8 protein-coding genes are annotated in these 13,072 nt (G+C 36.2%); all 8 read right to left on the reverse strand.

The window, feature by feature from the left end; translation table 11 throughout:
* Nucleotides 1-2 precede the first annotated feature (2 nt).
* The 8 genes from ACULEU_RS05370 to ACULEU_RS05405 all read right to left on the reverse strand — a co-directional run bounded on the left by ACULEU_RS05370 (nucleotide 3) and on the right by ACULEU_RS05405 (nucleotide 13,071).
* Entirely contained in the window at nucleotides 3-2,018 is a 2,016-nt protein-coding gene (locus ACULEU_RS05370) for a choice-of-anchor L domain-containing protein (RefSeq protein WP_445454418.1), read from the reverse strand.
* Between the two features lie 31 nt (nucleotides 2,019-2,049).
* Complete coding sequence (locus tag ACULEU_RS05375; RefSeq protein WP_445454419.1) at nucleotides 2,050-7,161, reverse strand: T9SS type B sorting domain-containing protein; 5,112 nt, start codon at nucleotides 7,159-7,161, stop codon at nucleotides 2,050-2,052.
* 84 nt (nucleotides 7,162-7,245) lie between these two features.
* Nucleotides 7,246-8,082 carry an ABC transporter permease gene (locus ACULEU_RS05380; RefSeq protein ID WP_445454420.1) on the reverse strand — a complete coding sequence of 279 codons (837 nt, stop codon included), beginning with the start codon at nucleotides 8,080-8,082 and terminating at the stop codon, nucleotides 7,246-7,248.
* Between the two features lie 8 nt (nucleotides 8,083-8,090).
* Nucleotides 8,091-8,987: an ABC transporter ATP-binding protein gene (locus ACULEU_RS05385; RefSeq protein ID WP_445454421.1), complete on the reverse strand. Its 897-nt coding sequence runs from the start codon at nucleotides 8,985-8,987 to the stop codon at nucleotides 8,091-8,093.
* A 47-nt stretch (nucleotides 8,988-9,034) separates the two neighbouring features.
* Nucleotides 9,035-9,298: a hypothetical protein gene (locus ACULEU_RS05390; protein WP_445454422.1), complete on the reverse strand. Its 264-nt coding sequence runs from the start codon at nucleotides 9,296-9,298 to the stop codon at nucleotides 9,035-9,037.
* A gap of 122 nt (nucleotides 9,299-9,420) precedes the next feature.
* Nucleotides 9,421-11,259, reverse strand: coding sequence for a hypothetical protein (locus tag ACULEU_RS05395; protein ID WP_445454423.1), 1,839 nt, complete (start codon nucleotides 11,257-11,259; stop codon nucleotides 9,421-9,423).
* A gap of 149 nt (nucleotides 11,260-11,408) precedes the next feature.
* Entirely contained in the window at nucleotides 11,409-12,467 is a 1,059-nt protein-coding gene (locus ACULEU_RS05400) for a nucleoid-associated protein (protein WP_445454424.1), read from the reverse strand.
* A gap of 70 nt (nucleotides 12,468-12,537) precedes the next feature.
* Nucleotides 12,538-13,071, reverse strand: a complete 534-nt coding sequence (locus ACULEU_RS05405; protein WP_445454425.1) for an IS1096 element passenger TnpR family protein — start codon at nucleotides 13,069-13,071, stop codon at nucleotides 12,538-12,540.
* Nucleotide 13,072 lies beyond the last annotated feature (1 nt).

Consider the following 13,072-nt stretch of genomic DNA (forward strand, 5'->3'; position numbering starts at 1 on the left):
TATTATCGCTTTAAAGTGAAATGACCTCTGGTACTTCTGCCGTTTTCTAACTGAATGAAATACCAATAATCATCAGCAGGTAATGGTTTTCCATTAAAGGTTCCGTCCCAACCCGGACTAACAGCACTAATTTGTTTTATCAATTGCCCAAATCTATTAAAAATATGAATTACTGCGGTACTGTTACGCAACAAGGGATTTCCTTGCTTTATATTCCAATAATCATTAAAACCATCGCCATTGGGGGTAAAATATTTAGGGACTTGTACCAAGTAAAATTCCTGAAACACTTCACCACAGCCATTAGTATCTCTGACAAAGGCAGTGTAAACCAAACCGTTTAAATTGGTAAAAATCGGACTTGTCTGATATCTTATTCCATCTAAGGAATATTCATATTTTCCAATGCCTGATACCACAATTTCAACCGAACTATTGTCGCTTAAATCATTGATTATAATGTTTGTTATCGTTGCAGCCTCTGAACCTACAACCGTAAAGGTTTTTACTTTAGTACAACCAGGGGCGTTCGTAATCGTGACATTATATATATTGGGACTAGAAACCTGAATAGATTGGGTAATATCGCCGGCTGGAGTATCCCAAAGATAGGAGTTGTAACCCGCATCAGCTGTTAAGGTTACCGAAGTATTGTTACAAATTCCGATAGTTTCATTGGCAATGATTTCTGGAAAAATAGCTATGTTTATTGTAACTGGAAAAACAGCGTAACAATTACTATTACTAATTCGGGCGTAAAGTACCTGTTGAAAAGCTGTTGTATTCTGAAACAAATTGGGCAAGGGTGTTGTGTTTGTCGGGCTATCGTAAAAAAATACCTGATAGCTTGAAGGTAAGTTTTGGAATAGTGTGGGAACAATGGTATTCAAATCAATACTAGTCAATCCGTCTTGAGCCGCATCAGCATCACAAAAAGTATAAGTGTTATTATCAAGGATAAGCTCGGGAGCAAAATCCAACTCAATTTCAGCTACTGTGGTACAAGTAGAAGAGTAGGTCGTGCTAAGCGAATACGTTCCATTTTGTGTACTCGTATAGGGAGGCATAAAATTTAAAGTAGCAGCATTTTGTCCCGGTAACGGACTACCCTCAAAATTCCATTGGTAACTCAATGCTCCAAGAGCTGTTCCGTTTAGCGTTATATTTTCAGTTGGACAAACGGGGTTCTGATTGGCGAAAGTTCGGTCTGCTCCCAAGTCGACCCCAAATTCAAAACTGCTTCCTTTTAAAAAAATAGCCGAATCATAGCGATAATTTCCTTCATCAGCGATGACTAATTTGATATGGTATTGTTGTCCCGGAATCACAACCGATTTAGCGGTCAAAATTTTAGTCTGACCGTTAAAATTCGTGGGATGATTATTCGTATTAAAGGCATCAAAATACTGTTCGTTTTGAGCAGGACATCCTCTTGGAATTTCAGGATGAACCGAAGTTACTTTCACGGGTGTAGAAGTATTCGGAATTAGTGCTAGATTTTGATACGAAGGACTCCCAACTCTCTTTAATAAAAAAGCAAAACCATCAGAATAGGTACAAGTGGCAACTCCGTGATATTCTTCAGAAGAAAAAATGTAGTCAAAACTAATCTGATTTCCAAGTGGAGTAAAATCGAATTCCAGAACGGTAGCATTTAAAGAGTTGTTTATACCTAATGCCGAATTTAGATCGGAATCACCTGTCCAACCCATGCCGCTGCCATCATCTGATACAAAATCATTTGGGCCAATAGCATTATTAATTTTTCCTGTACTCAATATAATTCCTTCTGAAAAAGGAAAAGAAGATCCATTAGCATTAAAGTAACCCCAACTACTTTCGCCGGTCACAAAATTGCCGCCCGAAACCGACACATTAGTCACAGAGGCACAACCCGAATTAATCAAAACATCTTCGATGAGTTGAAGCGGTGTTCGGATGTCATCGGTAGCAATGTATTGAGCCGAAGCAGTACTGCACAATAGTACTAGTAAAAGATAAATTTTTTTAAGAAACATTGTGGGTTTAATCAGTAATCGAATTACTATTTTATCTTTTTAATGTGAAATGGCCTTTGGCACTTCTACCATCTTCAAATTGAATGTTATACCAATAATCGTCTGCTGGCATAGGATGTCCATTGTAAGTTCCGTCCCAACCTAAACCTCCAGTTCCTATTTGTTTCAGCAGTTTACCGAAGCGGTCAAATATCAGAATTCTGGAAAGATAATTAAATTGAGCGTTAGCGCCTCTTACGTTCCAATAATCATTAAACCCATCTCCATTTGGCGTAAAATACTGTGGAATACCTAATACAGGAACGGTTATAGGTCCAACGATACCACAACCATTGGTATCTCGAATATAAATGTCATGAATTCCCATAGCAACATTATTAAAAAAACTACTTGTCTGATACGGTCCAGCAATAGCATCAATGGCATATTCATAATTTCCGGAACCAGTAACGGCAACCGAAATAGTATTGATTTCAGCCAAATCCACCACGTCAATTGATTGTATACTGGCTATTTGTGAACCTGTTACAGTGATATTTCTAGTCATAGTGCAACCAAATGCATTCGTCACATCGACACTATAAAGTGCTGGAGTATTCACCGTAATAGATGGGGTAGTTATTCCTGGCATCAGATTGTTATTTGTATACCATTGAAATTGATAATTAGACGTAGAAGAATTGTCAAGGATGCCGGCATCAATAAGGGCAGTAGTTTCCGGTAAACAAATGATAATGTCTTCTTCTAAATCAATTTTTGGTGTCGGATAGACCACAAATGGGATAATAGTCTGTGCGGTACAAATTGGATTAATTGGATTTTCAACAATCACAGTCACGTTCTGTGTTTTAGTTCTAAACGGATTTGGTAATGGACTAGGTAATGGATTGTTGTTCTGATCAAAATAGTACACATTCATTCCGGTTTGACTTCCTAGGATGATAGACTGAAATGTTGTGGTGTTAAAATTAAAAAAGCCATCTTGATCTACTGGGTTTGGCTCGTCATCACAGGTTGTAATTTGATTCGTTGGAATCGCAAAGGCTTGGGGTAAATCATCTACAATGAACTCAAGCGTTTCCTCTACATAACAAGGAACTCCACCCGTTTGTGTAGTGTTATTACTGACTCTAATGGTTACAATTTCGGTTCCGTTAACCTGAAATGGATTAGGTAGTGGAGAAGGAAGTGGCGTTCCATTGGCTCTAAAATACCGAACATTTACACCAGTTTGTCCATTCAAGACTGTACTTTGGATGTTGGAAGTATCAAATCCATAAATACCATTTTGATCATCATCACAATTGCGAATTAGGTTTAGAGCGTTTATTGGATTAGCAGTCGGTAACGCTTCTACAACAACATTGAAAGTTTTGAATCCGAAGCAGGAATTATCAACTGTGCTGTCTACACGAACCCATATCGTTTGACTATTTGGAAAACCAATATTACTATAATTATTTATGGGAGTAATGGCTAAAGAATTCCCAGAGGCATCTGTTTCTGCTAGAAAATCTGCTTGAGTTTTGTAAAATTTAACAGAGACATTACTAGGTAAGAAGGCTAACAAATTATTTTGAATGGCAGTAAAATCAAAACCTCCAACGATACCATCACGGTCATCATCGCATTTATATAGATTTTGAATAACATAGTTAGGTGGAATTTGAGTAACAGAGACAATCAAATCAATTCGGACCACTCTAAAACAACCATTACTATTTTCTACCCTAGCATAAACAGTTCTATTTCCCGTACTGTAAGCGATAGGGTTGGCAATAATAAAGGTGTTATCTGAATTATTAGCCGCAGTAAGTGTTGTAAAATAAGTAAATGTTTCCGCTAGATAATTTGCCGAAATGACATCGTTTTTTTGGGTAAGATTAAATAGGGAAATACCATCAATATCATCATCACATTGTTTAAGTGTGATTGGAGTAGTAACAACAGGCAACGGATACGTTGTTAAAATTGCAGCCGTTGAAAGTAATCCGCAACTATTTCCAATTTTAGTCAGAGCGCAGCGATATTGGTAACCAACCATGGATGGAGTTACATTGGAAACAATCAAAGCTGTTGTGCTAACTCCCGAATATGTAGCGTTGTTAGCAAGTACGTTCCAATTAATGCCGCCATCTGTTGATACTTGCCATTGATAGGCAGATACCGTATTTGTACTTATGCTAAAAGTGACACTTTGCAACTCACAAGCGGTACTGTTTTGTGGCTGTGTATTGATAATTATTGGAGCCGAAAGGGTGTAATTAGCATTCGGATTTGAATAGGCGGTTCCACTTGTAACAAGTCCATTCGAATCCACAGTAGGAGGAACTGTAGTGCCCAATAAACCATCTTGATTACTATCTAAATAGCCAGCTTCGATTACGTCATTACACAAATCATCATCACTATCTAATTCTACGTAATTATAAAGTCCATCACCATCGGTATCAGCCAGAATGTATATGGGTCTGATAATGCCGCTGTCTGGTGCTGTTTCTAACACATTTGCTAAACCGTTAGTGCCAAAAGTGCTGCCATCAATAATGCCATTACTATCAGCATCCGTTAGGCTAAAACCAGATTCGTCTAAATCGTGAATGCCATCATTATCCGAATCTAAATCCAAATAATTTGGATAACCATCATTATCAGAGTCAATTGGAATAATTCCGGAAGCAAAAACATCATCTATTCCGTCTCCGTTAACATCAACGTTGGTTAGCGCTGAAGCATTGCTCCCTACAACTTCTATAGCATCCGATATTCCGTCATTATCGCTATCCTTATCATTTTGGTCACTAATACCATCTCCATCAGAATCTTTAGGAATACAAGAAGCAATTAGTCGGAGTGCCACTCTACTTGTAGCAGTATCGGAGAGATTGATGTTTGTTATTATAATTGAATCTATTAAATTTCCTCTGATGGCGAAAGTCCCAGTTCCGGCTGCTAATGGAATAGTATTATTTAAACGAATGCGAACTTCAAAAGAAGAAAATTCGGTAATACCACTTTCAAAGATACCGTCGTAATTAGTATCAATTAGGAGTTCATTATTCGGGTTAATAACAGTCAGGGTTTTATTGACCGGACAAGACAATCGTATTTCAGTTGATGATGTAAATAAATCTGCTGGATTAGCAACTGAGGCATATTCTACAGCAACACTCATAGGAGAAGAAAAGTTTGAAACGGTGTAGCTAACAGAATTATTCAATCCTAATGCGGCTTCGGTTACGAAATTGCCGTCATTTGCACCAGTTATTGGAGTTGTTGATGGAATTCCGGTTCCAGAGGTACTAACTGCTCCAGTATAGGTATTGGAATAGGAACCAACACTTATGCTGCCCGCAGCTGTATTGGATAGATTGAAGAATTGATTTCCAAGAGATTCTGTACAATTGGTAATGCCGTCATTGTCATTATCAAGATCAGCATTATCATTGATGCCGTCGTTATCAGAATCGTCTGCACAGGAACTTACCGGAATAACATCTGAATCTTTCGGACTTGTACAACCGGCAATAGTCGCTGAAACAAAATAATAACCGGGACCATATCCACCCGGAGAACTCACTGCCAAAGGCTGATAAGTATTATTATTGGCACCCGGAATTAAAGTGTTATTAAAATACCATTGGAAAACATCGAAGGGACTCAGTGAATTTACTTTTAAAATGGAATTGGGAATACATCCCAGTTGCGTTGGGTTGACTTCATCGAACGATATTTCAGGTTTAAAAGTAAAGCCCGAATAAAAGCCACCAAAAGTAGCCGCGGACTCTGATCCATAAGCAGCTAAATATAATTCGCTTGTAGAATAAACGGAAACATTTCCGGTAACACCATTTAAAACATAGGTTTCATAGCTAAGATTGCCAATAACAGGAATGGGGCCATTTACAGTTACTCCAATTCCTGCTAAACCTGCCAAAGTGTAATTATTTCCATCAATTATAAAATTCAATGTAGAACCTGTTCGGGTAACCATAGTAATCCTTCCGGTAATGAATTGTCGGTTTCCGATAAAATCTATGAAAGGGATGTTATCAATTACTCGAGGTGTTTGACAGCTCAAGGGCGGTACAAAAAACATTTCCTGATTTCTTTGATCAAATACTCCTGGTACTGTAGTGTCTCCAATGGCTTGATAGGCGAATACTTTCTTGTCGGAACTTAGGTATAAATTTCCGTTGGCATTGTAATTTGATCCGGTTAGTTCTAGATAATCTCCTGCATTGATTAAAAAAGTTGGCGCCGAACCATTCAATGTAATGGTTGTGTTGTCTTCGTCAGCAACAAGAATTATTTTTTCTACTTCGTCAACGCCAGTACTTTTTATAAAAATATATTCATTGCTCGACAAACGTTCTGCCGGAACAATTTGGTCAAAGCCCAAATCTAAATTGGCAATAGCATTCGAACCGCCAAAAGAACCACAATTCAGAGCAATAGGTTTATCGGATTCGACCAAAGTACCAATCAAGCCGTCACGATTAGCATCATTAGGACCTTGAACTGCCATAACATAACTCTCGCCACGGTTTAAAGTGATGCTGAAGGGTGTATCTCCAGTGCCACTATTTATAGGAGTCACTCCGGGTTTCATATCACTAAAGTTTACTGTAGTGTTGTTTTCCGTAGCCAAAACAGAAACAAAAGTATAGTGAATATCTACATAATTTTGTACCAAAGTATTGGTCAAAGCACCCACTCTAAAACGCAATCCTAAAGCGGCTAATCCTTTTGAAACTAATTCACCGGCTTGATTACCAAGGGCTGCAGTAACTCTAACGGACGCATAAATTAGATCATCAGCTTCAATAACATAACCTTTATTGTTTAATACAAAATTGGCTGAACTCTGGTCTACATGCATTTGGGTATCGTTACCGAATCCAATATTGTAAACAAAAGGATTATCTCTAGTTACTGTTCCGAGTATAGTATTTCCACCCAATTCAATAATACTAAAATTGACTGGAGTAGTGTTAGGTGTAGAAATGTAGATATACTGTTCTTCAGAAGTTACGCTTGCGGAACCGGAAAGAGGCGGAATGTAATGAGTTTTACTAAATTGTGAAAAACAATTCAAAGTAAAAAGGATGACAAAAAATAAAAATAACAACTTCTTTTTCATCCGCTAAAATTAGCAAATAATTAAGAAAACATAAAAAGAACTTAGTCTATTTATGTTTTCTTTAAGAATTGATTGATGATTGAATTATAAATCCCTTTTTTGGATGATTTTATAAGACGAATAAACGAAAATAGCCGTCCAAACGAGAACGATTAGAATTGATGAAAAATGAATAGCATAATCATAACTCATATCAAAACCGGCTTGGTTTCCTGTTGTTTTAATTACAGATAATCTTCTTGAGGGTTCTGGAAGTAAATTTGAAATGGATTGTAGCGGGAAATAACCTAATGCTGTATATGATTTTTCCCAAGTATCGAAAATAAGCCATTTCATGAGTAAATAACAAATACCTTCAAAAAGTTTCCAAATTAAGAGGAATCCTAGGGCAAAGGCGGATTTTTTAATTAAAACTCCGACGAATAAGCAAATAGTAAAAAATCCTAATAGCTCAATAAAAAAGGCTACTAAATATTCCAATTGAGAGAATACAATACCAAATTCTGTATAGGATGAGAATGAATATCCTAAAATGAGTGTCATCAGAAAAACAAAAAGCGTAGAAATTAAGGCAAATAAAAAGACCGTGAGAAATTTAGAGAGGATAAACTCTTTTTTACTCATTCCATCAATAAGGTTTTGCTTAAGGGTTCCATAACTATATTCATTCGCCATCATGGAAACTATGATAACGGCAAGAAACAGTTTAAACCAGCTTGCAAAAAAAGAATTGAAATGCCATATGTATGGAAAATTAAATATCCCAAACTTGGCAACATCAAAGTGTATGGGACCAAAGTCAAATTTTATATAAGAAATTAAAACAAGTGAGGAAAGCAAAACAAAGTAGCTGATAGTCAAAATTCTACTGGCTCTATTTTTCCAGATTTTTTGCAATTCTATGGCGAGTAATCGTTTCATTTTGGCTTCTATTTATTGGTTAATGCTAAAAATTGTTCTTCAAGGCTGATTTTTTTAAACACTAAATGATTGAGATAAATTCCTTTTTCTGCTAAATATCTATTCAAAAGTGAAGCATCAAATTGGTTTTTAAAATGAGCTATGACCTTTCCTTCTGTTTCCGAAACTTTGGTAACTTCTGGGTGATTTTGGAGGAGTTCGATTAATGTAGCATTGCTTTCAGATTGTAATTCAAAAAAGCCATTTTGATTGGTCATACCATCTACCGTTCCACAATACAGCATCTCTCCAAATCGAAGCACTAAAACATGACTACATACTTTTTCTACTTCATCTAATAAATGAGAGGCTAAAAGGATTGTAGTCCCTTGCGAAGCAATCATGCGAATGATATCTCTAATCTGATGAATTCCTTGCGGATCTAAACCATTGGTTGGTTCATCAAGTATAAGTATTTCTGGATCATTCAAAAGGGCAGAGGCGATGGCTAATCGCTGCTTCATTCCCAAAGAAAAAGTTTTGAACTTACTATCTTTTCTGTCGATGAGCCCAACAATTTCAAGCTTTTCGGTAACTTTAGAATAATCGATGTTTTTGATCTTACAAACTAACTCCAGATTTTCCTTTGCGGTCATGTATGGGTAAAAGTTGGGACGTTCGATAATGGCTCCAACTTTTTTCAGCGCCTCATGTGTTTCAGATGTACCTCCAAACCAACTGTATTCACCAGAAGTTTTGTTGACAACATTCAGTACAATTCCCAATGTAGTCGATTTTCCGGAACCATTTGGCCCCAAGATTCCGTAAACATTACCTTTTTGTATTTCGAGAGAAACGTTATTTACAGCATGAATTTTGCCATAACGTTTGTGTAGATTTTTGATTGAGAGGATTGATGATTCCAAGGGTTCGTTTTTTAATTTTGAAATAGGACGAACGAAACCTTTTTTTGTTACTGCTCTTTTTTAAAGTAAAATTTAGAGAGAAATTGTTTTTTTAAATTGAGATAAAACAACGTTTCATTGATTTCTTTCAGCTGGCTTGTCAACGTAATTTTATGACCTCGAGTATCGTTAGTTACCTGTATCTTGCAAACTTTACATTGGTATTCACTAAAATGCGTGTTTACTTTCTTGGTTTCAATATAGTGATGACCCAATAGTGAACAGCGATAATTTTTTTTCACCATTCCTTCAGTTAAGTAGTTTGTTTTCATGATGATACGATTAAATTTACTTACATAAACTTAGCAGCATATCGTTGAAAAGCCAAAAATAATCGTTGAAATACACTATTTGAATGATTTATAGTGTTTTATACTTACAAAAATTGTCTCGACTATCGGTAAGGAACAATAGTCGGTTCTCCAATTTGGAAATCAGGCAACACCAAATCATCATTTTTAAAGGTATTGGTTTTGATAAGGTTAGTTCCTTGATACGGAATAGACGGATAAAAAGAAAAGGAAACCTGAAAACTATTAAATACTAGGTAATCATTATTAATCAAGACGCCCAAACTAAAGATAGAATAGATTTTATCGTCAAACATTTTATGACGTTCATCACCTAATACCCCCAAATTCATATTGAAAAAAGGACTAAAGTGAAATCCGTGCCAATTTCCCGGTACGTAGGTTTGTGTTTGAAACGTGGTAAATAGTTTTCTAGTACCATTGATTAAAGGATTGTCAAAACCTGAAATGCCATTTTTCTCATTAATGGTAACACGATCTTTGATGGTATTCACGCGATGATTTCCGAGGACTAAGGTTGGTATCACAAATTGCCTCACGCGCCAACTCCCTATGGACATTAAATTGGTAAAGTAATTGGCCTCAATGCGCAAAGTTGATTCGTATGATTTTCCGCCATCAAAGAAACTACCGACTTCTACATTAATTCCGGCATATCCCACAGGAAAGTAGGTTCCATAAGCCACTCGACCACCAAAATAGCCCCTCATCCGATTGTTTTTATCCTGAATGCCGCCAGTTATCGAGTACACTTGACCATAAGGTACATCTTCTATAATCCCAAAATTGAATAAGTATTTATCTTCCTGAAACTTTCGGGTATTCAAACCAATTGTAGCTAAATATAATTTTTCTGAGGAAAAAAAGCGCTCTGGATCGTATACAAAATCCGGTGTAGCTTTGTAAGAAACATTTTTATAGCCTAATGTTGTTACCAAATTCGTGCTTCTAAAATCTTCGCTTCTTCCTTCAAATATTTTAAAGGAATGTCCAGCCCAATATTGTTGGGTTTCCAGTTTAAAATCTTGATTAGCAAAAACTCCTGCATTATCAGGTAGGGAATCTACCCGATAGCGATTCTCAAAATAAGCTCCATAGGCCAATCGGGTCAAAGGAGAGAAAAATTGTCTTTCAATTCGAGCACTTCTGGATATATTATCATTCAAATCTTTGTCATAAATAAAGGTTCCCTTGATGTAAGTGTCTCTAATGTTATTGATGGTATAACTGCCTTTGTAAGCATTTTTTTTGTCATCAAATCGTCTTGAATATTCATTGTCGATTTCGTGTCCCAAGCCCGCAAAGTTTCTTTCAGTCAATTCTAAATTCATTCTAGAACCCGAAATAGCTCCAGTCGGAATCAAACTCCACGAGTCTAAAACCCTTACCGAAACATCTACCGAATCCACAGAACCCGGAATTTCAATTGGTTTAATAATTACACTACGAACATAGCGTTGTCTTCTTATCAAACGCTCCGATTCTTTTGCTGCTATAGAGTCTAAAGGTGTATTTTTTTTGAAAAGCAGTAAATTCCGAATGGTCCAGTTTTTGGTTTTCAAGTGTAAAGCGTTTCCAAACTTTTCAAATCCTTTTTCGGGAACGTCTTTATAATTGTCTACAGCATAACCAAAAGGATCTAAAGTTTCAATTTGGATATTCCTGATGATTTTGCCTTCATTTCTATCAAAAGATTTTTTTACGAGAAAGACTTTTCGAGCATTTTTCTGCGACTTGGTCTGACTTCGCTGTGCTTTGAATAAGAGACGGTAAATGAATTTTTTGAACTTGGTTTTTTTAGAATAATCCTCAATTTTTTTATACACCTTAATCGAATCATTACCGCTGTTTCTTACCTGCGCCTCACTAATAGGGCAGACAAACAAAAATAGCAGTAAGAAATAAAGATGTTTTAATTTCATAGCATCATTCGGAAACAAGCAAATATAGTAGCTTTTGGCAATCCTAATTTACATAATTTTCAGTTTTATTTATGTCAAAAACAAAATCCCCAACTGTTTTATACAATTGAGGATGTGTTTTGGTAAAATTTGATTGTATTATAGAAGCACTAACTTTTTTGTTCTTTATTGAAATACACTAAGTAGTAGTACATTTGCTTTTCTTCGTCCCAACCTTTTTCAACAAACTTTTCGGCGCTTTCCGGATTGATAAAATCCAATTTGATTTGGATGTTGGTATCGAGATTAATGACATTTTTTATCGATTTTCTAGCGTCAGAAACGGCGGCGTTTGCAATAGGAAATGAAGTTACATCTTCAATGCTGTATTTTTCACCTTTGTCTACTTTATAGTTTTTGAATTCCGGAATTAAATCGGGATTGTCTAATACTTCATTGAGGAAATTGCTTTCTTCAAACTGATCGTTTTTGGCAAAATAATTCACCGAACGATTCATGAACATGACTTCTTCTTTTTTGTCTTCGGCAGGAAACACAACATCTTTAGCAAAGCCTTGGCAGAACTTCAGATATTTTTTGGTGATGTAATTTTCATCCTGAAACGCATCTACAGAAAGAAAATGTTCCAACCAATAACGCGTGTCATATCGGTTGCTATCTACAGAAAGAATCTTGTAACCTTCCTCTTTTTTGTAATTAAAAATAAGACATCCTTTATCCAGTTTATTCAGATTGATTCCCTGCTGCAAAATCATTTGAAGCGTGGTGCCTTTTTCTTCAAACTGCATAAAATCAGACATAATTTCGCTTTTGAAAACTCCTATAGCATCGACTACATTGTTATCAATGTTGAGGTTTGTCAGATACGCAACATATACTTCACCGTTCTTAATGTGTGAGTGATTGGACTGCTCAAAAAGATGGGTAGTAATTTTTTTTGAAACGTCGTGAATGCTACTTGGGTTGGTAAAAACTTCAGTAGCCAAGTTAAACATGTCGTTGTATTCCAAATCTACCTCGTGAGCAAACTGGAAATAGTTTTCTTCTTTTTCTCTAAAAGATTTGAAAAAATATTCTTTTAAAAGCGGGACAATTTCGTCATTAAGCGCGTAAGCATCCTCCGAAAGAAATACGGATTCATTTTTGTTTTTGTTTCCAACACGATGAATTGACAGGCTTTCGATATGGGTGTTAAATAAATTTATCATTTTTGGTGTTTATCGTATTGTAAAAGTTTTTTTCTTTACTCTTGCTTCTTGTTTCTTGCTTCTTTTCCTGCTAATTCCAATTCTCTTCAAATCCGTAATCCTCAAAGCTGTCGTCGCCAAATCCATCCAAATCATCATCATCTAAATCGTCTTCAAATTCGGAGTAGAAATCGTCGTTTTCAGCTTCAAATTCTTTATCCGGAGCGGTTTCCGGTAATTCACCGTGAGAGAATAATAAGCTAGGATATATTTCTCCAGCTTGCGCTTCCTCAATAGCCGCAAGTTCCACTAAAAACGTCCACATGTTGATAAAATCATACACATAGATAATCTTAGTGTTTTCTTGATCTAGCAATTGATTTAAAGGATAATCACTCATGGTTTTTTGTTCGCCCGGAGTATCACCAGTATCAAACATCGGAATTTCGTCTTCCTGATTCCAAGTGTCATCACAAGTATAAAAAGACGCCACTTCCAAGCCGTCAAAACCAAAAGCGTTCACCAAAGCATTGTGTAAGTCCTCTAAAGTTGCCTCTTCCTGAATGGCAACATCCCTGAAAATATCTTCTTCAGCATCTAGTATTGCCCTGAATTTATAAATCATA

The organism is Flavobacterium sp. 25HG05S-40 (assembly GCF_052654735.1).

Bases quoted from the DNA above. Each gene is read 5' to 3' on its own strand.
- ACULEU_RS05380 (WP_445454420.1), bottom strand. From the start codon at position 8,082: ATGAAACGATTACTCGCCATAGAATTGCAAAAAATCTGGAAAAATAGA.
- ACULEU_RS05395 (WP_445454423.1), bottom strand. From the start codon at position 11,259: ATGAAATTAAAACATCTTTATTTCTTACTGCTATTTTTGTTTGTCTGC.
- ACULEU_RS05405 (WP_445454425.1), bottom strand. From the start codon at position 13,071: ATGATTTATAAATTCAGGGCAATACTAGATGCTGAAGAAGATATTTTC.
- ACULEU_RS05375 (WP_445454419.1), bottom strand. From the start codon at position 7,161: ATGAAAAAGAAGTTGTTATTTTTATTTTTTGTCATCCTTTTTACTTTG.
- ACULEU_RS05400 (WP_445454424.1), bottom strand. From the start codon at position 12,467: ATGATAAATTTATTTAACACCCATATCGAAAGCCTGTCAATTCATCGT.
- ACULEU_RS05370 (WP_445454418.1), bottom strand. From the start codon at position 2,018: ATGTTTCTTAAAAAAATTTATCTTTTACTAGTACTATTGTGCAGTACT.
- ACULEU_RS05390 (WP_445454422.1), bottom strand. From the start codon at position 9,298: ATGAAAACAAACTACTTAACTGAAGGAATGGTGAAAAAAAATTATCGC.